At 55.4% G+C, this 24,591-nt stretch carries 32 protein-coding genes and 2 pseudogenes; 8 read left to right on the top strand and 26 right to left on the bottom strand.

The window, feature by feature from the left end; all coding sequences use genetic code 11:
* Positions 1 to 780: 780 nt before the first annotated feature.
* The 20 genes and pseudogenes from FNY10_RS26405 to FNY10_RS26310 form a co-directional block, all read right to left on the bottom strand.
* On the bottom strand, positions 781 to 1,656 hold the full coding sequence (locus FNY10_RS26405) for a DUF4942 domain-containing protein (RefSeq protein ID WP_022644946.1): 876 nt from the start codon (positions 1,654 to 1,656) through the stop codon (positions 781 to 783).
* Positions 1,657 to 1,704: 48 nt separating this feature from the next.
* Positions 1,705 to 1,935: a hypothetical protein gene (locus FNY10_RS26400; protein WP_020804025.1), complete on the bottom strand. Its 231-nt coding sequence runs from the start codon at positions 1,933 to 1,935 to the stop codon at positions 1,705 to 1,707.
* Between the two features lie 92 nt (positions 1,936 to 2,027).
* Complete coding sequence (locus FNY10_RS26395) at positions 2,028 to 2,255, bottom strand: hypothetical protein (RefSeq protein WP_022644716.1); 228 nt, start codon at positions 2,253 to 2,255, stop codon at positions 2,028 to 2,030.
* Between the two features lie 795 nt (positions 2,256 to 3,050).
* Positions 3,051 to 3,374 carry a hypothetical protein gene (locus tag FNY10_RS26390; RefSeq protein ID WP_053390228.1) on the bottom strand — a complete coding sequence of 108 codons (324 nt, stop codon included), beginning with the start codon at positions 3,372 to 3,374 and terminating at the stop codon, positions 3,051 to 3,053.
* Positions 3,371 to 4,099 (bottom strand): plasmid SOS inhibition protein A, encoded by a 729-nt coding sequence (locus tag FNY10_RS26385; protein WP_080884253.1) that lies wholly within the window; start codon positions 4,097 to 4,099, stop codon positions 3,371 to 3,373. The genes FNY10_RS26390 and FNY10_RS26385 overlap by 4 nt, the downstream gene beginning before the upstream one ends.
* Positions 4,096 to 4,530 (bottom strand): conjugation system SOS inhibitor PsiB, encoded by a 435-nt coding sequence (gene psiB, locus FNY10_RS26380; RefSeq protein ID WP_087498962.1) that lies wholly within the window; start codon positions 4,528 to 4,530, stop codon positions 4,096 to 4,098. The genes FNY10_RS26385 and psiB overlap by 4 nt, the downstream gene beginning before the upstream one ends.
* A gap of 40 nt (positions 4,531 to 4,570) precedes the next feature.
* A complete protein-coding gene (locus FNY10_RS26375; protein WP_160705037.1) occupies positions 4,571 to 6,571 on the bottom strand; it encodes a ParB/RepB/Spo0J family partition protein in 2,001 nt (666 codons plus the stop codon).
* A gap of 68 nt (positions 6,572 to 6,639) precedes the next feature.
* On the bottom strand, positions 6,640 to 6,888 hold the full coding sequence (locus FNY10_RS26370) for a DUF905 domain-containing protein (RefSeq protein ID WP_020314938.1): 249 nt from the start codon (positions 6,886 to 6,888) through the stop codon (positions 6,640 to 6,642).
* A gap of 49 nt (positions 6,889 to 6,937) precedes the next feature.
* Entirely contained in the window at positions 6,938 to 7,495 is a 558-nt protein-coding gene (gene ssb / locus FNY10_RS26365) for a single-stranded DNA-binding protein (protein WP_020314935.1), read from the bottom strand.
* 649 nt (positions 7,496 to 8,144) lie between these two features.
* Complete coding sequence (locus tag FNY10_RS26360) at positions 8,145 to 8,465, bottom strand: hypothetical protein (RefSeq protein WP_049077843.1); 321 nt, start codon at positions 8,463 to 8,465, stop codon at positions 8,145 to 8,147.
* Between the two features lie 24 nt (positions 8,466 to 8,489).
* Positions 8,490 to 8,753: a DNA polymerase III subunit theta gene (locus FNY10_RS26355; RefSeq protein ID WP_032425679.1), complete on the bottom strand. Its 264-nt coding sequence runs from the start codon at positions 8,751 to 8,753 to the stop codon at positions 8,490 to 8,492.
* Between the two features lie 200 nt (positions 8,754 to 8,953).
* The gene (locus tag FNY10_RS26350; RefSeq protein ID WP_000761848.1) at positions 8,954 to 9,145 is read right to left on the bottom strand and encodes a hypothetical protein; all 192 of its coding nucleotides are present in this window, start codon (positions 9,143 to 9,145) and stop codon (positions 8,954 to 8,956) included.
* A 42-nt stretch (positions 9,146 to 9,187) separates the two neighbouring features.
* Positions 9,188 to 9,694 carry an antirestriction protein ArdA gene (locus FNY10_RS26345; RefSeq protein WP_032744006.1) on the bottom strand — a complete coding sequence of 169 codons (507 nt, stop codon included), beginning with the start codon at positions 9,692 to 9,694 and terminating at the stop codon, positions 9,188 to 9,190.
* 44 nt (positions 9,695 to 9,738) lie between these two features.
* Positions 9,739 to 10,167, bottom strand: a complete 429-nt coding sequence (locus tag FNY10_RS26695; RefSeq protein WP_032743898.1) for an antirestriction protein — start codon at positions 10,165 to 10,167, stop codon at positions 9,739 to 9,741.
* A gap of 438 nt (positions 10,168 to 10,605) precedes the next feature.
* Positions 10,606 to 11,373, bottom strand: a complete 768-nt coding sequence (locus FNY10_RS26330) for a hypothetical protein (RefSeq protein WP_032743901.1) — start codon at positions 11,371 to 11,373, stop codon at positions 10,606 to 10,608.
* A 51-nt stretch (positions 11,374 to 11,424) separates the two neighbouring features.
* A complete protein-coding gene (locus FNY10_RS26325; protein WP_032743904.1) occupies positions 11,425 to 11,835 on the bottom strand; it encodes a DUF1380 family protein in 411 nt (136 codons plus the stop codon).
* A 45-nt stretch (positions 11,836 to 11,880) separates the two neighbouring features.
* Positions 11,881 to 12,102 carry a hypothetical protein gene (locus FNY10_RS26320; RefSeq protein ID WP_032743907.1) on the bottom strand — a complete coding sequence of 74 codons (222 nt, stop codon included), beginning with the start codon at positions 12,100 to 12,102 and terminating at the stop codon, positions 11,881 to 11,883.
* A complete protein-coding gene (locus FNY10_RS26315) occupies positions 12,102 to 12,803 on the bottom strand; it encodes a DNA methyltransferase (protein WP_032743909.1) in 702 nt (233 codons plus the stop codon). The genes FNY10_RS26320 and FNY10_RS26315 overlap by 1 nt, the downstream gene beginning before the upstream one ends.
* A gap of 71 nt (positions 12,804 to 12,874) precedes the next feature.
* A pseudogene (locus tag FNY10_RS26690) lies at positions 12,875 to 13,050 on the bottom strand (hypothetical protein); the annotation flags it as partial.
* Positions 13,051 to 13,238: 188 nt separating this feature from the next.
* Entirely contained in the window at positions 13,239 to 13,469 is a 231-nt protein-coding gene (locus FNY10_RS26310) for a hypothetical protein (protein WP_032743912.1), read from the bottom strand.
* 208 nt (positions 13,470 to 13,677) lie between these two features.
* Here FNY10_RS26310 and umuD point away from each other — a divergent pair, with 208 nt between their 5' ends.
* Both umuD and umuC read left to right on the top strand, forming a co-directional pair.
* Positions 13,678 to 14,103: a translesion error-prone DNA polymerase V autoproteolytic subunit gene (gene umuD, locus FNY10_RS26305; protein WP_032743916.1), complete on the top strand. Its 426-nt coding sequence runs from the start codon at positions 13,678 to 13,680 to the stop codon at positions 14,101 to 14,103.
* Positions 14,103 to 15,053 (top strand): annotated as a pseudogene (gene umuC / locus FNY10_RS26300) (translesion error-prone DNA polymerase V subunit UmuC); the annotation flags it as partial. The gene umuD and the pseudogene umuC, both read left to right, overlap by 1 nt.
* 93 nt (positions 15,054 to 15,146) lie before the next feature.
* Here the strand turns inward: umuC and FNY10_RS26295 are convergent.
* A complete protein-coding gene (locus FNY10_RS26295) occupies positions 15,147 to 15,377 on the bottom strand; it encodes a plasmid partition protein ParG (protein ID WP_032743917.1) in 231 nt (76 codons plus the stop codon).
* A gap of 49 nt (positions 15,378 to 15,426) precedes the next feature.
* The gene (locus FNY10_RS26290) at positions 15,427 to 16,047 is read right to left on the bottom strand and encodes a ParA family protein (protein ID WP_032743918.1); all 621 of its coding nucleotides are present in this window, start codon (positions 16,045 to 16,047) and stop codon (positions 15,427 to 15,429) included.
* A 1,211-nt stretch (positions 16,048 to 17,258) separates the two neighbouring features.
* On the opposite strand from FNY10_RS26290, the gene FNY10_RS26285 reads away from it, so the two are divergent.
* The gene (locus FNY10_RS26285; RefSeq protein WP_020804955.1) at positions 17,259 to 18,248 is read left to right on the top strand and encodes an Rpn family recombination-promoting nuclease/putative transposase; all 990 of its coding nucleotides are present in this window, start codon (positions 17,259 to 17,261) and stop codon (positions 18,246 to 18,248) included.
* A 144-nt stretch (positions 18,249 to 18,392) separates the two neighbouring features.
* On the opposite strand, the gene FNY10_RS26280 is transcribed toward FNY10_RS26285, so the two are convergent.
* From FNY10_RS26280 to FNY10_RS26270, 3 genes are read right to left on the bottom strand one after another with little or no spacing between them, the layout of a single operon-like run.
* Positions 18,393 to 19,169: a site-specific integrase gene (locus tag FNY10_RS26280; RefSeq protein WP_032426116.1), complete on the bottom strand. Its 777-nt coding sequence runs from the start codon at positions 19,167 to 19,169 to the stop codon at positions 18,393 to 18,395.
* Between the two features lie 2 nt (positions 19,170 to 19,171).
* Positions 19,172 to 19,939 (bottom strand): hypothetical protein, encoded by a 768-nt coding sequence (locus FNY10_RS26275; RefSeq protein WP_009654830.1) that lies wholly within the window; start codon positions 19,937 to 19,939, stop codon positions 19,172 to 19,174.
* Positions 19,940 to 19,978: 39 nt separating this feature from the next.
* The gene (locus FNY10_RS26270) at positions 19,979 to 20,329 is read right to left on the bottom strand and encodes a hypothetical protein (protein WP_104897454.1); all 351 of its coding nucleotides are present in this window, start codon (positions 20,327 to 20,329) and stop codon (positions 19,979 to 19,981) included.
* Between the two features lie 581 nt (positions 20,330 to 20,910).
* On the opposite strand from FNY10_RS26270, the gene FNY10_RS26265 reads away from it, so the two are divergent.
* The 3 genes from FNY10_RS26265 to FNY10_RS26255 are packed head-to-tail and all read left to right on the top strand — an operon-like array spanning position 20,911 to position 22,253.
* Positions 20,911 to 21,159, top strand: coding sequence for a hypothetical protein (locus tag FNY10_RS26265; RefSeq protein WP_001568018.1), 249 nt, complete (start codon positions 20,911 to 20,913; stop codon positions 21,157 to 21,159).
* Positions 21,156 to 21,728 carry a hypothetical protein gene (locus FNY10_RS26260; protein ID WP_001568017.1) on the top strand — a complete coding sequence of 191 codons (573 nt, stop codon included), beginning with the start codon at positions 21,156 to 21,158 and terminating at the stop codon, positions 21,726 to 21,728. The genes FNY10_RS26265 and FNY10_RS26260 overlap by 4 nt, the downstream gene beginning before the upstream one ends.
* Positions 21,729 to 21,758: 30 nt before the next feature.
* On the top strand, positions 21,759 to 22,253 hold the full coding sequence (locus FNY10_RS26255; RefSeq protein ID WP_001568016.1) for a hypothetical protein: 495 nt from the start codon (positions 21,759 to 21,761) through the stop codon (positions 22,251 to 22,253).
* A gap of 232 nt (positions 22,254 to 22,485) precedes the next feature.
* Here FNY10_RS26255 and FNY10_RS26250 read toward each other — a convergent pair whose 3' ends face one another.
* Positions 22,486 to 22,836 carry a hypothetical protein gene (locus tag FNY10_RS26250; RefSeq protein WP_167878626.1) on the bottom strand — a complete coding sequence of 117 codons (351 nt, stop codon included), beginning with the start codon at positions 22,834 to 22,836 and terminating at the stop codon, positions 22,486 to 22,488.
* A gap of 451 nt (positions 22,837 to 23,287) precedes the next feature.
* On the opposite strand from FNY10_RS26250, the gene FNY10_RS26245 reads away from it, so the two are divergent.
* Together FNY10_RS26245 and tolA are read left to right on the top strand one after the other, a co-directional pair.
* Entirely contained in the window at positions 23,288 to 23,836 is a 549-nt protein-coding gene (locus FNY10_RS26245) for a thioredoxin fold domain-containing protein (RefSeq protein WP_001567366.1), read from the top strand.
* A 46-nt stretch (positions 23,837 to 23,882) separates the two neighbouring features.
* Positions 23,883 to 24,317: a cell envelope integrity protein TolA gene (gene tolA / locus FNY10_RS26240; protein WP_001567367.1), complete on the top strand. Its 435-nt coding sequence runs from the start codon at positions 23,883 to 23,885 to the stop codon at positions 24,315 to 24,317.
* The last annotated feature ends 274 nt before the right edge of the window (positions 24,318 to 24,591 follow it).

Below are 24,591 nucleotides of genomic sequence, written 5' to 3'. Positions count from 1 at the left end.
TCACCCGTTGAGTTGCCGGGGCCGCGGTTTTGACGTTTTGCGGGGACCTGCTGCTCTGCTCCGCTGGTTGTTACCTTCACCCGTTTGAGAGCCGTTCGCCGCAAGGGCGTAAACGAGCACGGCCCGGTGAAGCCGTCCATGCCGGACGTGAAAAGTTTTTGCGGATTCAGGCAAAAAGTTTTTATGGCCGTGCGCCAGCAGTGCATGGACGGCAAGACGGGTTGTGCTTGTCTCAGCCCCGGCGAAAGGACTCAAAGGGGTGAAACGGCACCAGGTAAGGAAAGAGCAGGAACCCGCCGCAACGTCGGAGAAGCGGCAGCGAAAACGGCGTTGCCCCTTACAGCCCGGCGTCAGTTTGCCGGGGTGCGAAAAGCGCAGGTGACGGCGCGTAAAAGGGGCGGCGCATCCGGAACGGATGCTGCAAGCCTGCCGTTGACGTCAGACATCAGACACTAGCCGGCAGGCCCGAAACCGCCTGGCGGGTTCGGCGGAGCTTACCGCGTCCTTTCGCGGTTAGCGGAGTGTGGCTCGACGACCGGACGCGCAGCGGTCGGGAGCCGAAGGTGTCCCCGGGTCTGGCCTGTCAGAAAGAAACAGCAGAAGAGAGAATGGAACAGGGGAAGATATCAGCAGAACAGCCAGAGTCAGCCCGAAACAGAGATACCAAATCTGTGACAGAGTGGCCGTGGCGGCGCGTCAGCGCAGCCCTGCCACGCGCCGCAGGCAGGTTTTCGGCGGGCGGTCAGACAGTGACGGGGGAACGAGTCCCCCGCCAGTGCATCAGACCACCGGCGGCAGCGCCCCCGGATAGTGCCGCGCGATAATGTCGTTCACCTTCTCCACCAGGTCGGGCCGGGTAAAGGTGACGTGCGCGGAGCCTTTTTTGTATGTGCGTACTGTGAAATACTCGCACGTAAACACCTCCCCCACGCTCTTCGCACCGCCCTGACTGATAAACGCGCTCAGGTTTGCCCCCTCGGAGACGCGATTGTCGGGTATGGTCTTTCCGTCGAGGATCCAGAACGGGCGGGCAAGGTCATCGATGCGGTTCTGTGCATACGTGCGCACGGAAAAATACAGCCCGCGATGATTATCCAGGACACCATCAATGATAATTTTTTTTCCCAGAAAGCACGGGTTATGCGTTTTATAGTCCCATGAGAGGTTGCGGAACACGTCAATCACGCCCTGCTCAAACGTTTCTCCCTTGCTGGCGTTAAGCGCCCGGAACGTGGCGATCACGTTGTCGAGTGTGATTTCGGGGCAGTCGTCGCTGTAGAGCTGCGTGTCCCACTCCTTGCGCTGCGCCTCGCTCATCAGCGTAAACATGCCCGTGTCATTCATCAGGCGCGTCCAGATGTCGCGATCGGCATAACGGCAGATACTGCGTTTTAAGGCGGCTTCCCGCGTGGTGCTGCAGTCGGCTGACAGGCTGCGTTCGATGATTTCGGTCATGCCTGAGATCCACCCGCGCCCGGATGCTTCAAAAATGAGTTTCTGCGCGTCACGTAGCAGCCTTATGGCTTCCAGAAAAGCCGCCACGCCACTGTTACGCTGCGCCACAATGCGCTCGACGGGCAAAGACGGGATGACCTCTCCCGCGCCGCTATGGGGGGTAATGTCGACGCTGACAGCCTGTGTGGTGGTGTGATTCATGATGTCCTCCTTCTGCTGTTGCCGCCCCTTTCGGAGCGGCTCACCTGGTTAGTTAAATGCGCGTGTCAGTTCGAGGGTGCGGAGCACCTGACCAAAATCGGCGTTTTTCATCGCGGGGATGTGAACACCACGCCCCTTGCGTATGCTTTTTGCGATATGCCGCCCGAATGCCCTGAGCGTGGGGTCAATTTCCGGTGCGGGAATATCGACGCGGGGGATGCGGGAATGACGGCGGGGCTTTACAGCGCCGTCAGACGGTGAAACAATAGAAAGGATCATTGAGTTAACTTCCTTTGGTAGTTAATGAAGCCGCAAAAAATCGTTGCTGCGATTTCTGCGGCGTGGAACAAGCCGGGTTTACCCGGCTTTTTTCATCTCTGCGTTTTGCTCTCTGCTTCTTCTGCCTCCTTTTGCACGTTGTCGGTAATGTCTTCGGGATCGCCCAGAAACCAGCCCTGAACAGGTTTGTAACGCTCAATAAACGCCTTAATCGCGCCCTTTCCGGTCATGGCTTTCACGCGGGTAAACATCGGAATAACGCCTTTTGCATCGCGTCCGGTAAATGTGATCTGATAAACACGCATCGCCTGTGTCTGCATTTTTTTCCTCCTGATTTTTAAAGAACATCACCCGTTGAGTTTCATTCGTCGCGGTGTTGACGTTTCGTGGGGTGGCTGCCGGTTGTTTCCGGGTTGTGAACCTCACCCGTTTGAGAACCTTCGCCGCAACGGGAAAGAACAGACACGGGCCGGTGCAGATGTCCGGTACGGAGGCGACATTATTTGTCGGGTTTTCGGCAAAAAATGTCGCCGGAGAGCATCAGCGGTACTGGACAGCCAGGCGGTTTGTGGCGGGATATTCCCGGGCGAAGGGGCTTAAACGGTGAAAGGCGCACGGAGCACCAGGGCAGGCACCCCGGCAACGACGGGGCGCGACGAGCGAAACGGCGTTGCGCCTTACGTCCCGGCGTTTTTTTTGCCGGGATGCAGGGAGTGCAGGTCACGGCGCGTAAAAGGGCGGCGCATCCTGACAAGGATGCTGCAAGCCTGCCGTTGACGTCAGACATCAGACACTAGCCGGCAGGCCCGAAACCGCGAGCGGGTTCGGCGGAGCTTACCGCGTCATTTCGCGGTTAGCGGAGTGTGGCTCGACGACCGGACGCGTAGCGGTCGGGAGCCGAAGGTGTCCCCTGGTCAGGCCTGCCAGAAAGAAACAGCGATACTCACGCTGTCAGAAAGCAATATCAGAGAGGCAAAGGATTTGAGGGCGATAATGAAGTGCCAGGAAAAAGAGGGGCGCGTCAGCGCTCCTCTCTCTATCCGACTTTGTGCACTTTGTCTGTCAGATGTCGCAGGCTCCACATCGATGCACGCCTCAACCGTGCTTAACCAGATTCAGGTCTGAGATTTTCCCCGGAAATAGTCTGGTCGCCTCTCAAGCTCCCGATCTATCAGCTCATCAGCAAACAGAGGCGCTATTTTGTTGACCCGCCGCTCAAGATTCCTTCGACGCGCAGCGGCTTTGCGCTCATCGCTCCAGCGCTTAATCTGCCGCTCATCGGGAAAATCCACGCACACCGCATACCCGGCGCCCGCCACCCAGAGCGACATAATGGATTCGGGCGCAGGCTGTCCGGCCTCCACCACTTCGGATGCCAGTTCATGCGGACCGGGACACGGTGATGGTAATTTCCAGCGCAGGGAGTAACGCCACCTCATCCCCGCCTCCGGTCTGTGAGCTTGTTCGGCACCTGCCAGCGCTCTGCCTGACGCACAGCCTCCGGGGTGTCACGCACAATGAAGCCGATTTCATGAATGACACCGTACAGCGGTTCCTTCGCGTCACGCAGCCAGTCCAGGGACGCCAGCGAGGCAAACCGCGACCGCCAGTGCCAGAAAGCCGGCTCCAGCTCGCGCGCGTCAAACTCTTCGGCCCACCGGCGGTACCAGCTGCTGACCGTCTCCGGGGACTGAAAGTTCAGCTCCGTGACGGCCTGCCCCAGCAGGTTCTGCCGCAGCCGCCAGTGATGCGCCAGCGTCCGTTCTTCCCGGCGCATCCTGCGGGTGAACGCGATGTTTCTGCGCTGCAACCGGCGTTCAGTCCGGGTGTGCAGCACCTCCGGGAACAGTTCAGCCTGGACATCCACCGGCAGCGGCAGCGGGCAGCACTCCCCGTGGCTGGCAATCAGTTCATCAAGCGCCTCCTCCACCTGTTTGAGGCTGCTCAGGCGATGCTTCGGGTCCCAGTTGAGGCCGGGAATGCGCTGTGCCACGGTCGTGTTCATGCGGCTGTTCCCGGTCAGCAGACGCAGGAAGGTGCGCACGTATGGCATGGCGGGCAGACGCGCACCGAGACGGCGGGATTCCTCCACGGACAGGACCGCCTGCAGCGCTGCCTGTCGGGCTGGCTTCAGGGTCACCAGAGACGTTGTTGATGCGTTCACTGCGCGCCCTCCATGACCAGCATGCTGATGATGCTGGCCTGACTGTAGCCATCGGTATCGAGCCGGGCAACCAGACTCAGCGTGTGGCTGATCGCTTCCGGCGACCAGTCAGACAGGGTGCTGATAACCGAGAACGGACGACCACTGGCGGGGACAAACACCACCATCCAGGCCGGAGAGATATCACCGGGACTGCACACGGCGAGATGATAGTTACCGTGTGAAGGCGTGAAGCGGATCTGTACCGGGAAAAAGCCCCCGAACTCGCTGCGGTACTCCCCGTTCATGTCCCAGTTATCCGGGCAGTTCAGGTCACGCATCACGGCATGGGTCAGTTCGCGGCGCAAATCCTCCCCTCCTTCGCGCCAGTCTTCGTATTCCTGTGGGATCATGGTTTTCAGGACATCGGGGGTAATAACATTGCGCATCATAGTCTCCTTATCGCCGCCCCGCAGGGCGGCGTCTCCGTTATCAGGCAGCGTGGGAAGTCGGTTCGTCAGTGTCAGGTGTGGTTTGTGCATCGTCCGGCGTTGCGGCATCCGGGGACTGCATCCATCCCGGCACCCATCGGGTCCCGGAGAGCCACTGTTCGGCGTGAGTGGCGGCATCGCCCTTCTTCATTTTTTCAGCATCCGAGGCGGCTCCGGTCAGTCCGGCGTCGTTCAGCGCCGCCACAATCTGATTTTTGCTGAGTAACCCGAGGAAGTTATCTGCTGTTGGCTGCCACCAGTCGCGCAGGTGGAACCCGAGCGCAGCCTCGACACCGTCAAGGTCACTGCGGCTGGTATGTCCGTGTTCGCGGGTCTGGACACCATCCACGGAACAGGCAGTACAGAAGGCCATCAGCGACATGAGGGTCTGTCCGTCGAGGGCAAAGAAGGTGGTGAAATCCGTCTTCCAGCCCTCCGGCAGCAGCGCCTCCAGACGTGCTTTCTCCTGCATCAGAGACTGCCATGCCTGACCGTTTTCTCCGGTCGGGGCTTCGCTGGTGAGGCCGCTGTGGTGGACCTCAAGACGCAGGACAAACGGGTGCCGGGTGGTGATACAGTAGTGGAACACGCAACTGCACAGCCGCCAGACCATCAGGGCCACGGCTTTCTGTGGCTGCCGGACCAGTTCCGCCTGTACCGCCAGCGTTCTTTCGGAGGACATTTTTTTCAGAAGCGGCACACTGATACCCTCTGCCACATCCGGGGTACTGCTGGCGACCACATGCAGGGAGGCCTGAGCGCCCGTACTTTCCTGTCCGTCAGCGACCACCTCCTGCACCTTCTTCTGCACACCGCGCTGGATACGAAGCTCACCATCACACAGGCTGACCACCACGCCACAGGCCGCTTTCTGCTCCGGTGTCCATGCCCGGACCGATGCGGCATATTCAATCTCGTCAATCAGCACCTGAATGGCGGCTTCATCCTCAAATGTTTCTGTGGCTTCCTGCGTGGCGTACAGTTCATCGAGACGCCGCTGCTCGTCAGCGCTGAGTTCACCCTCCGGCTCCGGCAGGACCAGATAATGCTCGCGGTCGTCACCGTAATTCCGCACCGCCCCTTCCCGTGCCAGTGACCATGACCAGCCCTCCTGCATTTCAACAGCCAGCGCGGCGGACTCCAGCTTCTCCTGCACCAGACGCCCGACCAGTACCCCGTCTGCCGTTCCGTCGCCCTCCTGCGCGCTGAACAGGTCCTCGCGCACTTCGCCCCCTGCGGCCTCATACGCTTCGCGCCCGACAAACATAAATCGGGCGTCGCGAACCGATATTTCGGTGTCCGTGATGGCGCGTTTCAGCATGTGAGCCGGAGCGTAGCTGTGCTGCGCCTTCACGCGCTGGTAAATCTCCACCTGACGCGCCGGGTCACTTTCCAGACTGAGCGCCTGACACTGCTCCACATCGAGCGTGTTCTCTGCCAGCAGGGCAATCAGTTCCGGGGCAAGGCTGGCGAGCTTCAGCATGCGCTGGACGTGGCGCGAACTGTACCCCAGCTGGTCCCCGATTTGCGCCGGGGTCTTGCCCTGCTCAGACAGCGTGCGGAAACCGCTGATTTGCTCTGCCGGGTGCATCGCCACCCGGTTGTTGTTCTCGACCATCGAAGCCACTACTGCCAGTTCGTCGCTGACACGCTTCACGATGACCTGATGCCCGGCATCGATGCGCTGCTCGCGTTGTAAAAGCTGCAGGGCCGCCAGACGACGACCGCCCGCTGCGACGCCCGACAGGCCGTCCGGCAGCGTGTGAACCACCAGATTCTGAATGAGGCCGACCGCGAGAATGGAGTCAGCCATTCCCCGGACGCTCTCCGGCGGATACGGGATGGTGCGGACGTTCAGCGGGGATTTGACCAGCGCCGACAGCGGCACCATCTCAATCTGTGCGGCCTCAAGCGCGGCTTTCAGGGCGGCGGATTCGGCAGGTTTTACCACTTTTTTGCTGGTTTTCGCGGGGGTTTTTGCTTTAGACTCGGTCACTGACATGATTGATTTCTCTCCGATATTAGTTAATGTCTGCCGGGCAGACCCATCTGCCCGGCACCTCTTAAGGCTTACTGCGTTTTGCGTACTCCGTAGTCCCGGATATAACGGTTCATCAGGAACTCACCGCCCGGTTCAAAATTCCAGACACGCCAGACCATGCTGCCGTCATCCTGATGACGGACGACGAGGCGAAAATGCGTCCCCTGGTCATCCTCAATCGCCACATTCTGATACTGCGCCGCGACCGCTCTGGCCTGCTCGCGGGTAAACGTGCCATCTGACAGGGATCCCAGCGGAGGTTTAACGTTGTGATTCATGTGTTTCTCCTTTAACTGCCCCGCCTGAGCGGGGCGTGTTCATCATGGTTTAAAAGGGCGCATCGTCATCGGTCAGCGGGTAATCATCCGGGAACGGCTGAGGAGGAAGCTGAGACGGGGCGGCGCTCTGACGGCCTTTTTTACCGCCCTTCGCTTTCGGGGATTTAGCCGGAGCGTCAGCAGATTGTGCCGGAGCGGCTGAACTCTGCGGCTGCGCGGGCTGCTGCGGCGCGGCGCTCTCAGGCTCACCATTTCCACGACGACCGCCGAGCATCTGCATGGTGCCGCTCTGCCCGACCAGCACCTCGGTGACGTAGCGCGTGGCGCCGGTATCGTCCTGCCAGCTACGGGTACGCATCTGGCCCTCGATGTAGACCTGCGCGCCTTTACGCAGGTATTCTCCCGCCACTTCCGCGAGCTTGCCGAACATGACAACACGGTGCCATTCGGTGTTTTCGCGCATCTCTCCCGTCTGCTTATCACGCCATGTTTCGGACGTGGCCAGCGTCAGGCTTGCCACTGCGCCGCCGTTGGGCATATAACGCACGTCCGGGTCCTGTCCCAGATGTCCGACCAGAATGACTTTATTAACGCCACGTGCTGCCATGATGAATCTCCTTACTCTGTTGTTTTGCCTTTAAAAACCATCACCCGTTGAGTTGCCGGGGCCGCGGTTTTGACGTTTTGCGGGGACCTGCTGCTCTGCTCCGCTGGTTGTTACCTTCACCCGTTTGAGAGCCGTTCGCCGCAAGGGCGTAAACGAGCACCGGCGATGGCAGATGTCCAGGGCGCGGTTTACCGCGTGTCATTTACCCTGGACGGCTGACAGCGACTGTGCTTGTCTCAGCCCCGGCGAATGGACTTAAAGGGGTGAAAAAACCAGGCAAGGAATGAGCAGGAACCCGCCGCAACGACGAAACGCGCGGGCGCGAAACGGCGTTGCGCCTTACAGCCCGGCGGCCGTTTGCCGGGGTGCGAAAAGCGCAGGTGACGGCGCGTAAAAGGGGCGGCGCATCCTGACAGGGATGCTGCAAGCCTGCCGTTGACCTCAGACATCAGACACTAGCGATAGCCCGAAACCGCCTGGCGGGTTCGGCGGAGCTTACCGCATCCTTTCGCGGTTAGCGGAGTGTGGCTCGACGACTGAACCGCGCCAGCGGGTCGGGAGCCGAAGGTGGCCCTGTGGCAGATTGTGTGAAAAGTAAATGAGGAAGAGGCAGCGGAAGAGGCAGAGACAGAGACAGAAAGAATACCGGTCAGGACAGAGACTCTTTCTTCTCTTTTCTGAACTGAATCACGGCATACCATGCTGAGACAATACATGCGAATGAACTGATGAGTACCCGGTTTTCTTCATCGGGCTGTGCGCCGTTAAGCATAAAAGCGACTATTACGGCGGCAGCCATTCCCCATGCAATACCGGACCACAGACGCAGTCTGTCGGCAATTATATTGACAATAATGAAGGCGACAGAGAGGCCGAAAGCCCATAACATCATGACGGGATGGAATGGCATAAATACAAGATTCAACGCGCTGAACACAGACGTCAGAGCAAATAAAGCAGACATACGCACCGCAGTCCCTCCCTGGGAAAAAAATTAAGGCTTACTCTCACTGCCACCGTCTTCCGGCTTCTGGTATTCGGGCGCATTGGCGCGGGGCAGCTGCTGACTGTTCAGTCGATGTACGCGGAGCCGTTCACGAAAATATTCGCGCAGATGTTCAGGCTGCTCCCGTTCAACGAGTTCGTGAACAACAGGCTTGTTCATGCGTTCCTGCCATGCAACAGCGGCGGCCGCTTTATCGACAGAGACTTTATCCTGCTCGTCTTTTGAGAATGAGGCGATATTCCATTTTGACAAATCTGCACCTGCAACGTTTTCCAGAAAGCTATTGTGGATAATACGCGCATTCACAGACTTCAGCGACTGAGAACGGAGAAGAGAGCGAGCGGCGCCGGAGGCGCGGCGACGTTTCTCTCCGGCAGGCGCAGCCTGCCAGGGTTTTGGGCGCGGGCAGACAGGCGTCCTCCGGCCCGGACGCCTGTCATCGAACTTACTGATTACTGTCCTTTACCGCCCTGTAAGATGAAGTGTCCGCCGATGTAGACGGCACACTGACAGGTCATGTAATAGCAGATTTCGTCCATTACCTGGGCGGTGGTCAGTTCCCGCTGCCCGGCATCCCGGCGGCGGGCATTTATCAGGGCTTTGTACTGGCGCAGGATCTCACGGCTTTGTGGTGCAAGTTTCATACGTGTTTTCCTTAACCGGCGGGCTTCCCCGCCGGACATCATTCAGTTTCTGAAGACATAACCGTCATGGAGCACATACCCGCTGCTGAATAAATCCCGCGCGTATGCCTCATAATCGAAATACATGCGCAATGATTCGGGCACCTCGTTTAACAGGCCGTTGTCCTCCACAAAGCCATAAGCAAAATCTTCCTCACTTTCCGCTTCGCCGTAGTACGCGTCATCAAAGGCGTCATAGTCGCACTCGCCGGTATACTCTGCCCAGGCCACAAACGCGGCGGGGCGCCCGTCGTCCTGCGCCTGCCGGAAGGCCTCAATAAACGCCCACTTAACAGAGGATTCAGAGGCAAACTGTGACGGAATGCCCTCGATATCCTGAAACATCAGCTCGGGGTCTTCCTCGCCGGCGTGCAGCGTCCGGCAGGCGTCATAGAATGCGTCTTCGTCGTCGAAATCGGTTAAATCAAACCATTTGCCGAAAATGCTGCCGCAGTTGTACTGGTGATACGTACCCACATAGACCGCCGGAACCGTAATTGATGAATGCATTTTTTCGTCTCCCTGCGGGGCGGCATGGCCGCCCCGGTCGTTAATCAGTCCAGCGCGGCGTAAATGGCGTTGCATTCCGGGTGAAGGGTGATGTGATTCCAGAGCTGGGCATCACGCAGCATGTAAACGTGAGTCAGGGCCGGGTTGCCGCTGTCATGATTTGCCGCCAGACGACGGTTAACGGCCAGGGATGTCAGAATAATGCCCGCCGCGTCGGCGCTCACAATGCGGTCAAACCAGCTTTCCGTGCTGACCATATGGACGCGGCCACAATCGGGCATCATGTAACCGCCGCCCTCAGGCAGCCGGATAAAGTGCCAGAATTCGACTTCATATTCGGGCATCCATTTTTTTGCCAGTGCATACACCTGCAATTCAGCGAGCATAAAATCATTGCCGAACATGTAGGGCATAAAAGACAGGCGGTCACACTCTTCAACATTCAGGACGGGGCGTGCTTTCACAGACTGCATGGTAAAACCTCCGTAATCACATGGACTGCGACACCGGGCGGTGCCGTGCCGACACGACAGCCCGGCGAAAAGCGGAAGATGCAGGGGCGACACCGGAGGCCGCAGCGCAGATAAAGCGCGAAGCCGGTCTGGACGGTTTTGGAGCGAAATCTGAGCGAGAAAACGACGGGAAGAACGGCGAGACTCATTAAAAACACTGCGACCGGGCGAGGATGACGGCGTCAGCGCACCCTTGCATCTGCAGCGGCCGGGCTAAAGTGAAGGCACGGCACAGCCCGCACACGACACGGCGATAACAGAGGCGGGTTTTTATCCCAGAGGCCCGGAGGCCGGGCCGGGTAAACGCGGAGCCGGCACGGGGACATCCTTATCGCACGGTTCCTCCTGCGCCGGCAGGCAGACAAGGGGAGGTTTCCCCTCCCCCACAGAAAGGGCCTGTCACACCAGAGCGCTGACGCCGCGGGCCTCTCTCACCACGTCCCGCAATACGCGGCGATCAAGCCAGCGGCGAACCGGATCGCCCGGAAAACGCAGCAGGTCTGTAATAACCCCTGCGCCCTCCATGTTTTCCTCCCGCTCATTTACCAGGGTGAGCAGGACCGGGCAGAATCGCGCACTGCGAACCAGAATGGCATCAAGGACCTGATCCAGCCTGTCGGTCTCGCCTGCGTCCAGCCAGTTTTCATGGTCATACTCGTCGGCCAGCAACCGCCAGTCCCCGAAACGCCTGTCCATCAGGCGCGGGACGGCGGACGGCACCAGCGCGGCAGCAATACGTTTCGTATCCCGGCGCACGATTTCCGTTATCTGCGTGAGGGAGGCTTTCAGGAAGGCCAGCAGATCGTCACATTCCGCTGCCGTCAGCCACTCCTGAGCGTAAGGCAGGCGGATAACCTGACAGTCAGCCAGCCGCTCCGGATGCGGATATGCCTGCACCGGAAAGAGATGCAGACGCGCCGGGGTTCCCGCCAGCCGCCGGGCGCTGGCGAGCAACAACGCTGCCCGGCCATACGTCAGCGGCTGGCAAAGCTGTTCTGTCAGCGTGAGGATTTGCGTACCGCTGAGAGAGCCGCAGGCGGCGAGCCAGCCGGGTACGGTTCCGGGTGCGACGGGCGCCATATCAATGGCGTCGGGCCAGCCAGACTGACGCAGCATCCGGTCTCCGTGGCGCAGGATAAGGGCGTTAAGGGTTTCATTTTTCATCATTGTCGTCTCAGTTCGCGTGATATCGCCCCGCCGTTCAGCGGGGCGGTCGGGTTAAGCGGCGATTTCGCGTTTCAGCCAGGCGATTTCTGCCTGAGCGTCAGCGACACTCGGGTAGTGATCGACCGTCAGGGACGGCGAATGCTCGTCTTCTCCGTTAATCGCCTGTGCGGCAATGTCCGTGATGCGATGCAGCGTATCGACGGGGACGCTCACGCGGGGAATGCCCGGGCGAATCCCGGCGTACAGCGCCTGCACGGTGCGGAATGACACGCCTTCTTCGGTGTGCTCCCCGGTTCCCGTGCGGCCGATAAGCTCAAGCAGGGTGTGAGCCTCGGCCTCCGTCATGTTCCAGGCCTGGGCCATCACGTCTTCTTTCGTCCAGACCAGCAGGGCGTAGCGTTCTTCGTTTCCAAACATGCGTTTGAGTTTCTTGTTCAGTTCTTTACGGGTGCCATACAGCATGATGTTGTCTCCGTGATTCGGTGGGGTGGCCTCGCCGCCCGGGATTCAGTCTCTGAAAGATTCATCGAGTAACAGGGCTATACTGAACGCCTCATCCATCAGGACGCTGAGACGCCGCAGGCTGATACCGGCAAGCCGCTCCGCCAGTCCGTCGTGCCGGTAGTGATACGTTTCTTCCAGCACTTTGAGGGTGGTTTTCAGGTCGCAGATGTTGTTGGCCAGCCCGGCTATATCGCGGCGCAGGGCTTCGTGTCCGCTGTAGTTCATCACGCCGCCTCCGGAAGCCATTCATCGTTCGCCGCCGGGGTGTTGACGGCCCGGCGCATGGCGGCCAGTCGTTCGGCTCCGGCCCGGTGGTACTGCGCCAGCATTTCAATGCCGATATAGCGGCGTCCGGCGCGGTATGCGGCGACGCAGGTCGAGGCACTCCCCGCAAACGGGTCGAGAACAATCGCGCCAGGGGTGCTGAATGACTCAATCAGCGGCTGTAGCGCCTCCACCGGTTTCTGGTTTGGGTGCAGAGGGTTGCCGGTATACGGGAAAGGCATCACATCCGGCAGCGGTCTGAGGGGTGGCACCGGGCGGCCTTTGGCAAGGACATAAGCCCCTTCATGGCGGTAGTCCACGAATCCGCGACGGTCTTTCGCATTACGGCGGTTGGAAGCATAGGTTTTGGTGAACACAAGCTGGCCCACGGCATAGAACCCCGCCGCCTTCCATGCGGCCATAAAGCGGTCCACACGGTTCCAGCCGTAGAAACTGACCATCAGGGCGTCTTTTTTAAGGACGCGGTACATCTCCAGCGTGGCCGGTTGCAGCCATTCGTCCGTCACATCCCCGGCAATCTGTCTGCCCTGGCGGTCCTTAAAACCGACGAGGTAAGGCGGATCGGTCACAATAAGGTCCACGGCACGGTCGGGGAATCCGCGCATCACATCAATACAGTTCCCGAGAATGAATCTGGACATGGCAGCACTCCTGTAGTCAGAGGGGACAGGAGGTATCACCGCGATACCGTTCCCTGCCGCACGCTGCCTGTTCATCGCGTCCGGTCACGGGTCAGGCCGACCGTGGAATACCGCAGCCGTCAGTCTTTTCGACGGTAAGGATATGCCGCGAAAGCGGCTTGAAGGGCGTTCCTTAAAAGGGCGAGGGACTGGCGTACACTCTCAACGACGCCGGGCCTGAGCGGAAAAGCCGCCCGTCCCGTACCCGACCGGACGCGAGACACTGGCAGCGGGTGGCAGGCCTTCAGCGACATCAGGGGAAAGAGGAGTATGGACATACCTGTCCACAAACGCGGGGTTTAAGATTGTGGATAACCTGAAGGCAGACAGCGGAGAAGCGCGGGAGCACAGGCGTCATCACGCCTGTGTTTTTTTCGTACAATCAGCGACAAAGCATCAGCGGTTCCGGGATTTGTCTCCGGCCACGGAGAGGCCGATATACACGCCCGCGCCCCAGATAACCTGGGAGAGCACGAAAACCCACAGCGGGACGTCGAACACCAGGAGCGGAAGCAGGCATACCGTCACGATACCAATCATGCGACTGCCGTACTGCCTGCGTACCGGTTCGCTGCTGTCGACGGGGACGCCGGCAAAGCGGAGAGCCTTTCTGAATCCAGGCGACATAAACACCTCCTCGGGTAAAAACTCATTTGTTTTCTGTATATTACACGATATCAGCGCAGCGCACGCTCTGACATACGTTTTTACAGTCAGTCGTTTTTTTTCGTAACCACAGCAATGTTTTAGCCCGGGGCTGCGTAAAGAGGCTTGCAAAAAAATGAAGGCGGCAAAATAATTACTGTATATAAACACAGTTAATGAGACGCTAAAGATGAAGTTTATTGCTGCCTCCCTGGAACCCGGGGTCATGACCCTCCCCCTTTTTACCGAGCGTTGCGCCGCCGGTTTTCCTTCACCGGCGGCAGATTACACGGAAGCGGAGCTGGACCTGAACGAGTACTGCATCCGGCACCGGGCCTCCACCTATTTTGTCCGGGCTATCGGCAACTCGATGACCGATATTGGCCTGAACTCAGGCGACCTGATGGTCGTCGACAAGGCAGAGAAGCCGGTGCACGGGGACATTGTCATCGCCGAAATGGAGGGAGAATTTACCGTCAAACGGCTTCTGCTGACGCCCCGTCCTGTACTGCAGCCCATGAACCCGGCCTACCCTGCCCTTCACCCTGACCCGGAGACGCTGCAGATTTTTGGTGTGGTGACCGCGTTTATCCATAAGACGCGCGGCGCGGACTGATGTTTGCCCTGGCCGACGTCAATTCGTTCTATGCCAGCTGCGAGAAGGTGTTTCGCCCTGACCTGCGGGGTAAACCGGTTGTCGTACTGAGCAACAACGACGGCTGCGTTATCGCCCGCTCAAAAGAAGCGAAACGTCTTGGTATTCAAATGGGGGTGCCGTGGTTCCGGCTGAAGGACGCGCAGTTCCCTGAGAAGCTGCACGTGTTCTCCAGTAACTATGAGCTGTACGCCTCGATGTCCGCCAGGGTGATGACTCATCTGGAAGAGCTGGCGCCACGCGTGGAACAGTATTCAATCGATGAAATGTTTCTGGATATCCGGGGCATCAACAGCTGCATTGACTTTGAAGACTTCGGCCAGCAGCTGCGTGTCCATGTTGGCAACGGTACGGGACTCACCATCGGTGTCGGTATGGGCCCTACCAAAACGCAGGCGAAGTCAGCCCAGTGGGCTTCAAAAGAATGGCCGCAATTTGGTGGCGTGCTGGCCCTGACCCCGGGCAATCCCCGCCGGACGGAGAAACTGCTCTCACTGCAGCCGGTGGAAGAAATCTGGGGCGTGGGCCGGAGAATTTCGAAGACGCTGGGGACAATGGGTATCACCAACGCGCTGCAGCTGGCGCGCGCGAATCCGACCTTCATCCGGAAAAACTTCAATGTGGTACTGGAGAGAACGGTTCGTGAACTGAACGGAGAGCCGTGCATCTCGCTGGAAGAAGCGCCCCCGCCCAAACAGCAGATTGTCTGCAGTCGTTCTTTCGGAGAACGCGTCACAACGTATGAAGCCATGCGTCAGGCCGTCTGCCAGCATGCAGAACGCGCAGCAGAGAAGCTGCGCGGAGAGCACCAGTACTGCCGGCATATCTCGGCTTTCATTAAAACGTCGCCGTTCGCCATCAACGAGCCTTATTACGGCAATCTGGCAACAGAGAAACTGATGACACCCACTGGACACGCTTTACTGCCCGAACAAGACGTCAGCGGCATCACCCGGCATTGACTTCATTTAAGCAGTGAAATTCTATCACTGCTTAGATCTCAATTATTCATTTTCTTTAAGCCAGTCATCTACAAGCTTGCTAATCACATCCGTTATTGAAGTTCCATTTCTCGCGCAAGCAGCTTTAAATCTGGTATGTTTCACCTCATCAAAATTGACGTTAACACGCTTGCTCTTACCTGATGAAGCTGGAGTAGCGACCACTCTTTCAAGATCTCTATTCTCACCAAAGGTCATTTTTTTACTACCACTATGGGCCTTTTCAAGAGCCATAGACTCCCCCTTTTCATTTACTCATTTGAGTTTATAAGTAAAAGTGTAATTACTCAAAAACTTTAACTATTTCTTTTGTAAGGATTTCCACTTCACCTTTAGCGGCCCCATCATTAGATTCAAATACACTGTCACCATCCAGAATTGACTTAACATAAATTTGGCGTTGAGTAATTGCCGTTCGGAATGGTTTGACACCAGTGTCTTTAATGCTTTCTTTTAAAACATTTAGCATGGTTGCCTGCTCGATTTTTCGAGTTATGAGAAAACGAGCTTCTACTTTCCGGCTATATGCCTGAGCTTCAAGGACTGTGACAACGCTTCCCGCTGCGGAAAAATCAAGTGGGCTGGGAGTAACCGGAATGATAACTAAATCGCTGACCATTACTGCAGCAGAAGTAATTACAGAAAGCGAACCGGCGCCATCAACTATGGCGAAGTCGTATTCAGCAAGATCTTTCCTGATGCCATAAACATCTTTCTCAGACGCAGCCGTGAACACATCAAATGCGGCTTTGCCTGATTTACTCCAGTTAGTCAGACTCATCTGTGGATCTGTATCCACAACGGCGATGTTGTATCCTGCACGAGCCATTGCTGTACTAACGTTAATAACTGCGGTGGTTTTACCTGAGCCACCCTTCGGATTAAGGAAAGAAACAACCTTCATACTCATAACCCCACTTGTGTTTTTACTCAATTACTCCTATGAGTTTTTGAGTCTACCATTATATTAATATGAGCAAAAGCAAAAACACACATAAACTCAAAAGCTCAAAAGCTCAAAAGCTCAAAAGCTCAAAAGCTCAAATGAGTATAAAACTAAATGTTGAGGTTTGAGATCTCATAGCCTACCGCTTCGAACGATAACATTAGGTTATGGGTTCTTCCTCCGCTTACGGTTTAATGCGACCAGACGATGACTGTTTCAAGAGCTCGTTCAGATGAATGACTAAGAACAGGAATAACTGTTAGTAGTAAAAATGATCTTTTTTTAATCGTATAAATTTACATTTAGCGCAAGCGCCCTTCACTTGTACTCTGACATTTTTACTTTGTTCTGAATCAATAAAATCGCGATTATTAGGAATGCGTTACAGTAATAAATTAACCCATAATTGGGGTCAAGGCAGCGGATGATAAGACTTCAGGCGGGTTTAGATGTAAAAAAGCCCGACTGGTGATCGGGCTTTTTTACATCCAAAACTAAGCTGGTACTCAGATCTGGAATGGAACTATCTTTAACTGACGGTTGAATGATACCCCCCACTCTTTACTCTGATCAATCTGATTTACAAGAGCCAGCTAACACATTGATTAGACTCTGGCTGACTAACAGGTGGTGCTGAGTCAGTACCATTACCTGAGTGGAACTATCTTTAACTGACATTAAAGATTAAAAACCGAATGACAGAGTGGAAGGGTTCATTCGGTGTTCTACTCTCCAGAAAAGGAGAGAAAATGGAGACTCTTACAAAAGTCATCCAGACTCTGAAAGCGCTCATTGTGCTTTTAGAGTTAATTCGCTGGTTCTTCTAACAACCAGCTCACCCAAGAGCCAGGATTCCCTGGCTTTTTTATTAACCAATCCTAGATCGCTCGCCAATATGTAACATTAGGGTATACGTCAACGATACCGGGAGCTTCCTCCGCCTCCGGACTGATGTGACCAGATATGTGAGGCCATAAACGGCAAGACCACTTAAATATCTTCAGAGACGTCTGTAACTGTAGAGTGAATGGTATGCCAGGGAAGAGGAGAGGGGGACAGAACCACCCCGGCACTGCCCCCCTCGGAAGAAACAGAAAGTCCCCTCCACGCGAATGTTAGCATTTTTTGCCTGTGATATTATGACAACGTTATTTTCAGAGCATGGACCGATGAAAAAGAAAACCACCACGCCCACACCCCACGATGCGACATTCAGGCAGTTCCTGACGCAGCCGGAAATAGCCCGGGATTTTATGGAGCTGCACCTCCCGGCAGAACTGCGTGCCATCTGTGACCTCACGACGCTGAAGCTGGAATCCGGCTCGTTTGTTGAGGATGACCTCCGCCAGTATTTCAGCGACGTTCTCTATAGCCTGAAAACCGCCGGCGGCGACGGCTACGTTCACGTGCTTATTGAGCACCAGTCGTCGCCGGACAGGCACATGGCGTTTCGCCTTATACGTTACGCAGTAGCCGCCATGCAGCGCCATCTGGAAGCGGGCCATAAGAAGTTGCCCCTGGTGATACCGGTCCTTTTCTATACAGGTAAACGCAGCCCCTATCCGTACTCCACCCGCTGGCTGGATGAGTTTGACGACCCCGTGCTGGCAGGCAACCTCTACAGCAACGCTTTCCCGCTGGTTGATGTGACCGTTATTCCGGATGATGACATCGCCGGCCACCGCAGTATGGCCGCCCTGACTTTACTGCAGAAACATATTCATCAGCGCGACCTCGCTGAACTGGTTGACCGTCTGGCGCCCATTTTGCTGGCCGGATACCTGTCTTCATCCCAGGTCATATCACTGGTACACTATATCGTGCAGGCAGGCGAAACAGCCGACGCCGAAGCCTTTGTACGCGAACTGGCACTGCGTGTGCCGCAACACGGGGACGCACTTATGACCATCGCACAGCAGCTTGAGCAGAAAGGTATTGAGAAGGGTATCCAGCAGGGAATCGAGCAGGGGCTCGAGCAGGGCATCCAACTAGGTGAACAACGTGGTATTGAAAAAGGCCGCAATGAAGGAAAACTGGAAGGCAAACTGGAAGGCAAGCTGGAAGTTGCCCGTACCATGCTCAGGAGCGGCATTGACCGCAGTACCGTGATGAAAATGACCGGTCTGACTGAAGACGACCTGGCGCAGATCCGCCACTGATTCTTCCCTCCTGAGAACGCGTTTACTGCCCGGGTGAGGCAAAATACCTACCCGGCATTTCATTCTGAACCCCTTGTCTGTTCAGAACTCGCTTCTGGACAGACAAGGGGTTGGACAAGCCTGCTGCGCGTCAGCCTGTAGCCGTTAAATTCGTTCTTTCAGCATCGCCACCGCCTCGGCCCCCGGCATCTGGAACTGAACCCGGTGACGTGCCGCCACATCGAGCGCAAACACCTTCGTGTAGACCTCCGTTGAGCTCACTGACTTGTGGCCCATCAGGCTCTGCAGGACCTTCAGCGGAATGCCGGCATACAGCATGTGCATGGCGTAACTGTGCCGGAACGTGTGCGGTGTCACCGGTATCGAGAATGTGACGCCATCAGCAGCAGCTGCATCAACGGCTTCATTCAGCCAGGTGCGTACGGTACGGTCGGTAATCTCCCAGATGCGGGCCTTCTCGGTTCGGCCGGTCCGCTTGTTGCGACGCTCGAGAGGAATTTTCAGCGTGGCCACCATCATCTGCAGCTGGCTGACGTACTGGTGATCGGATAGCGGAACCAGACGATGGGCCTGATTGCCGGCGGGCGCTCTCCCGGCCGTTCTCGCCGCTTTTTCCGCACGCTGTTTGAGCGTGGCCAGCTGCACAAACGGATACGGCGGTGCCAGTGAAAAATCCCCCCGCGTCAGCGCCAGCGCTTCGTTAATGCGCGCGCCGGTGTTCCAGAGCGTCGCCAGCAGCATCTTGCGATGCAGATCGGGCACATAGTGGAGCAGGGCGCTGATTTCCGGCGCCAGCAGGTATTTCGGCAGTTCGTCCTGAACAAGGGCCATCTGGCGCAGGGCGAGGGCCGCGGGATAATCGATGGCCACTGGCAGCTGTAAGGAATGTCCCTGGTGAGAAACAGCCGGAAGGGATGACATTATCATGATGGTGTTCCTGCAGGGGCTGAATCATTATTACCGGACTGTTTCCGGATATGAAACGCTGCTATCGCGCGCTGATTAAGGATAGTTATCTTGGCCCGACGTTTACGCTCCTGCCGCCAGATCGACCAGAGAGCAGGCTGTGCCGACCAGGGCGTTGCATCGAGGCGGGTTGCAGGGAGTTGTGCGAGGTTTCTCAGCCGCCGGGAAAGAATAATTGTTTTCAGTCCAAGCCAGGCATACTGATAGCGACGCTCATAAAACGTATCAGAATAGTCAGGTGGATCATCATGTTCAGCTGCTGAACTGACAGCCCTGTCAGCACCGTTCTGCAATACGGGCAACTCGCGGATACGGTACATAAGATGGCGGGGCAGGACTCGCCAGTCACCTGAGATAGCACTAAGACTGAGGTCTTCCGGTACCACTGAAAACCGGGTAATACCGTCACGATCTTCATAACCGGCATCCGTGGCAACTCTTGCACAGTGCTCAGCGAAACGTTCAAGGTGGAAGACCAGCTCCGTGGTGATGTAAAGAAGTTCTTTCTGCTGTTTATCCTCAGACAGTTGCTGCTCATGGCGCAGTCGCTCCGCTGCCGCAGTCGCTTCTCGTTCCCGGGCGTAACGGTGATTCACCCTGCTCACCAGTAAAGCCACGCCGCCAGCCAGTACACCACCGGCTAGGGTTGATATCACCGGCATCCATGCAGAAAACCCCTGCACAACTGCTTTAACTTGTTCTGAATCTGTCATGACATCTGACATGATTGTTCCTTAATGTGAAATCACACCTTCTGTCTGTATTCAGCGGCCGGCAGCCAGCTCTTCAGCAAGCTTCACAAACCCTTTGTGCTCAGTCTGCAGGTAATGACTGTAAATCCGGGCATCACGTTCTGTCAGCCCGGATGAATTACCGGTGAAGTAGCGCTTCAGCACCGTAATACAGTGGCTGTAGGTATCGAGATCATATTCCCAGTCGCCCAGTTCGCCGGCCGCATCCAGTTCCTTGCGGAACAGTTCATACTTGCGGACCAGAATGTCGAGGCCGAGATTTGTAGCAGCATAAGTATTACTTTCACCAGGTGAAGAAATCGCGTTACGGGTTTTTTCAAAAGCATAACTGAAATCATTTCTCTCATTGAATGCAGTAAACATGTCCTTTCCTCAGTTGAATAGTTAGCCGTGCAATTTTACCACACCTCAATCATCGTCAGATGAGTGCCACTCTGTTGAGAAAGTGACTTTCACAACAGTTAATTTCAAACACTGAAATAATAAGCAGCCATATAACCACGCCGTTAAATTACCGGATGCCCATTCCGACCTGATCCGACTTTTCTGTTATTCCGCAGTTTCCGGAAGTGTACCACGGTCAGGAAAGAAGCAAAGCGGTGTTTACTGGCGCGGTGACACCCGCCCGCGCTGAACAGCGCGGGTGCCGCGTAATGGAAAAATAACAGTTTAAATACAGTGTATTGCATCTGATAAATCCGCAGGCATGACCGGACAAAAACGACGCAGAGGGGTGAAGATCCGGGACAGCATCTTTTCGGATCTGCGCGGAGGGAAACGCGCAAAGGATATGATAATCAAACCACATACATAAAATCATACTGAATGTGATAGTTAGCATTAAACACATAATAATATCTGATATGATATTTGAATTATTAGCAAGAAATCATACATGATATGATTTTCTACTTAACCGGACATTATCAGACGGAGCGTGCAGGATGGATGAAGAAATGATGTTTTCGCTCAGCTATGAGCAAATGACGCAGATGGCAGAAGAGGAAATAAAGCAATGCGATTTTCGCAGGGATGGCACCCATTATGTCTGGGAAGTGAACAAGGCTCATGACATCCTCCGCTTCTGGTATCTCCTGGCGCTGCGCGGACACACGGGCCTGGCCACCACTCGGGTCGAAGCAGACTATAAACGGTTAAAAACGCTCATTTCTCAGAGGAACGAGGGACAATGATGCGGGAAAAATCCCGACGTCCGTCGCCGCTGCAGCGGCGGGTGCTGATTGTGCTGGCCGCCCTCGGTGCGAAACGTCCGGGGCCGGTGGCGACGCGGGATATTGAGCGGGTGCTGGAGCAGGGCGGGGACGCCCCGGTGTACGGGCCGAACCTGCGCGCCTCCTGCCGGCGCATGGAAGCCGCGGGCTGGCTGCGCACCCTGCGCGCCCCGAACCTGCAGCTGGCCGTCGAGCTGACGCAGGCCGGTCGCGGCATTGCAGAACCGCTCTACCAGGAAGCACGCGAGGCTGAAAAGGCACGACAACGACTGACCGACGTCCGGCGTCTGCCGTTACGCCAGACGACTGCCGGTGACGCGGTGGAGCTGCAGCTGGATGACGGCCATTACACCATCAGGGAAGCGGCCTACGTGATCCGTCTGGACGGTACCACCTGCCTGCAGCTGACGGATGCCGGTGGCATACGCCGGATAAAAGAGGGCGATCCCCTGCAGGTGGCCAGCTGGTATCAGGCCTGTTTTGATGCAGGCCTGCCGGTCACCGTCCAGGTGAATGAGAGCCGGGACTGATCGCCACCACACAAGGAATATGAGCATAAAATGAAAGTCACTGAACCCGGGCTGAATAAGCTGATCGATAACCTGAACACCCTGATTTGCGAGGACAGCCTGCTCACGCGCCAGGAGCGTGAAACGCTGGTACTGGCCGTCGCCGCCATCGGCGCCATGAAAGCGCGCGTCGGCTTGAAAAAAGGCGATGCGCCGACCGTTGCCAGACGGGAAAAAAGGGAGAAAAAAGACCGCCAGTCTGATCCGCGTTTTCCGCGAGCCGGTCATCCCTGGCAGGAAGACGAAAAAACCTTACTGAGTGATGCGCTCGATTCGGTACCGGACGAAGAAATTGGCAGTCATCTTTTCTGGCTTTCCGAGAAACTGGGCAGAACGCCTTTCAGTGTTGCTTTCCAGATCGCGGCAATCAAGGAGCTGCAGGACGGCTGGGAGGAGCAGTTCAGGGAGATTTCGGATAACATTCGCTTGTCCGGTCTGAGCATCAGTGATTATCTGAAGCAGAACGGCACGGACCTGAACGCCTGAATGCCATTTTCGTTACAGACAAATTATATAACAGAGGGCAGTGATGAAAACAGCGGTATGGGTAGTGGTGTATTTCGTGCTGTTGTTGCTGAGACATCTGTTCGGCGGCTACCGCCATCTCATGACGCTGCACGACTCAGTTGCCCACTCAAGCGTCGCGATAGCTTTCGCTAATCGCATGTACTGGTGCAATATTTGCCGCTACCAGCGACTGCGATCAGGAAAGTCTTTTTCATTGAGTTTGTTCTTTTATGTGAATTGTTCGCACATCACTCCCCGCATACACTTTGCAGGTATGACGGTTTGGCCGTGGTTCCGATTCTGCAATGCCGCCGTTGGCTAAATTAAAATCCATATGCCCGGATACGGACGCGTTTAGCGTAGCGGGGGAGCCGTCAACCGAGAGGATCATGCAATCCGCATCTATTTCTACGGTGTGCTCGCCAATTTTGTACAGTCGACCAGCGGGCTGGCCATCGTCGGCCATTGCGAACGTAATACCTGCCGCCACTATGGCGGCTATCAGTAAAGTCTTTTTCATAATCTTGCCATTAGCACAAAGGAAATTGTTAATGATGGTCAATTATTGACCTTGACGTACAATAATTTTCGATATCCAAACTAACCCCCTATAGTGTGACATGCAAGATAGCTGCTCTCCAGGACATGCCAAATGAGTGGAAAGATCAGTACCGTAAGGGAGAGCGACGGAGGACTTTACTTTTGCTGCGGGATAAGCGTCCAGCGGATGGTTTCCATCAGAAGTTGATAGTGCACAGACGGGCTTTTATCCAGCCGCAAACCCTTCTCCCAGCATTCATCCGAAAATTTTTCCGCTTCATTACCGTTACGCTCTATAGGCAGTGGAAAAAAGAGCGCGTATGGTATCTGGACACACTATAGCACCCTCGCGGATCAATGATGGAGTCGCATAAACAGGAACTATTGTTTTTTACAGATGATAAAAATATTCAAATCTGGCATGAACCAGGCATCAACAACCTGAAATTAATACTGAATAGGGAACAGGGATTATGAGTTTTTTTCTTAAATCATTAGCCGCAGGTGTTTTTACGATAGCCAGCTTCAGTGTTGGGGCTACAACTGCTCCTGTTTTAGACACAACGCCACAGATGGCCTATGAGGATATCTCTCGCTCCTTAACTGAATTGCAGCCGATTACGTTTCAGTCTGGAGTGGAAAAATATAAAATATTAGTTTTTGTAGATAATCAATGTGTTTATTGCAGCTATGTTGTAAAAAACATCAAGAAATACACTGATGCAGGGCTGACTATGTCATTTCTGACGGTGGTTCCATCATCCATCAAAGACTCAGTCATTGAAGATATGGGACGAGTATGGTGTGCATCAGATCGTCAGAAAAGTTTTCAAAATGCGATGGCCGGTTTTTTGCCAGACAATGATAGCTCAGAAAAATGTAAAAATCTGGTGATTAAACAATCTGAACTTGCTGATAGACTGGGCGTTACAGTAACTCCTGCTATGGTAGTGCTGGAGCCGTCTGTGCATACTTTCCTGGGTAGTGTTTCTCCAGATAAAATTCTCTCTGAACTCCAGTAAAAGGACTAAGCGAATGGTTACCTGGAGATAAAAACTGGAGTTTCACATGAATTTAAGAGCGTTCTCAGCCCCCATACTCACCCTGGTGCTACTTATAACAGCCTGTTCAAACCATACTCAAAAAACAAACGTCAGGGTAATGCCCGGCAACGATAAATCAGCGGAAGTTGATGATCTTTTAGGTAACCTAGGGTCTCCAACATTTCCCCCGGAGCATTCAAAAATAGTCGTATATGCAGCACAAATACGGAATGCCATTGTTGCCGAAATGTACGAACCCGATGCGTATAAAGGAAAAACCTGCTCTATTCGTATCTATCTTCAGCCTGATGGTTCAGTGAACAGTGCGACAGCAAAAGAGGGTGATGCAAAATTGTGTAAAGCAGCCATTTCAGCGATTACACGAGCGAAAATACCCGCCGCACCAGATAACGAAACATATCAGAGGGTCAAAAATGCCGCTCTTGATTTCAGACTATAGAAATGAAGTTTGAGGTGGTTATTGAGGAAATGCCCTATTGTGATCTATCCGTAATCCGTTTTTTCATCGCAAAGGTCGGGTTGTTGCAGCGACACTGATATGTCGCTGCAAGCTTTGCGATCTCAATGTAATTGACTGATATTTAACATAAAACGCATTAAGCGCACTAATACTGTAATGGCTCAATAGTAATGTCCGCCTGTGGCTCAATTCAGATGTCCGCGCTATGGTAAGCTTCACTGGTCCGTTTAAACTACCGGGAGGCATATCATGA

Source organism: Klebsiella sp. Lac1 (assembly GCF_009825425.1).
Classification (GTDB): domain Bacteria; phylum Pseudomonadota; class Gammaproteobacteria; order Enterobacterales; family Enterobacteriaceae; genus Klebsiella; species Klebsiella electrica.
The sequence above is the reverse complement of the archived record's forward strand: the minus strand, read 5'-3'. Positions and strand labels throughout refer to the sequence as shown.